1 protein-coding gene is annotated in these 539 nt (G+C 44.7%); it reads right to left on the reverse strand.

Features of this window, described 5'->3' with window-relative positions:
* On the reverse strand, positions 1–539 hold a 539-nt coding region (locus ACODSB_RS23985), incomplete at both ends, for an Ig-like domain-containing protein (protein WP_488938889.1).

Here is a 539-nt window from a genome sequence, read left to right on the forward strand (position 1 = left end):
CGCCTGTTGCAGCTGTGTACCAAACTATTGTTCCAACGGCTGGTGTGTTTACCTGAATGTCGGCAACGGTTGGCGCATCAATTAAACAGAAGTCTTGTGTTGCATCTGTAGTTGTTGGTGTTCCAGGATCAGTTACGCTTACTGCAATTGCTAATCTAACATTGCTTTCGCAGTTTGTTGCTGGATTTAAAATTGAAGCATAATAGTTTCCTGTTACTAAAGCTGTTGTAGTTGGAACCGCTGTTCCGCCGGTCGCAGCTGTGTACCAAACTATGGTTCCTACCGCTGGCGTATTCACCTGAATGTTGGCAACGGTTGGTGCATCAACTAAACAGAAATCTTGTGTTGCATCTGTAGTAGTTGGTGTTCCCGGATCTGTTACACTTACTGCAATGGCTAATCTAACGTTGCTTTCGCAGTTTGTTGCTGGATTTAAAATTGAAGCGTAGTAGTTTCCAGTTACTAATGCTGTGGTAGTTGGAATCGCTGTTCCGCCTGTTGCAGCTGTGTACCAAACTATTGTTCCAACGGCTGGTGTG

The organism is Flavobacterium sp. FG68 (assembly GCF_057808895.1).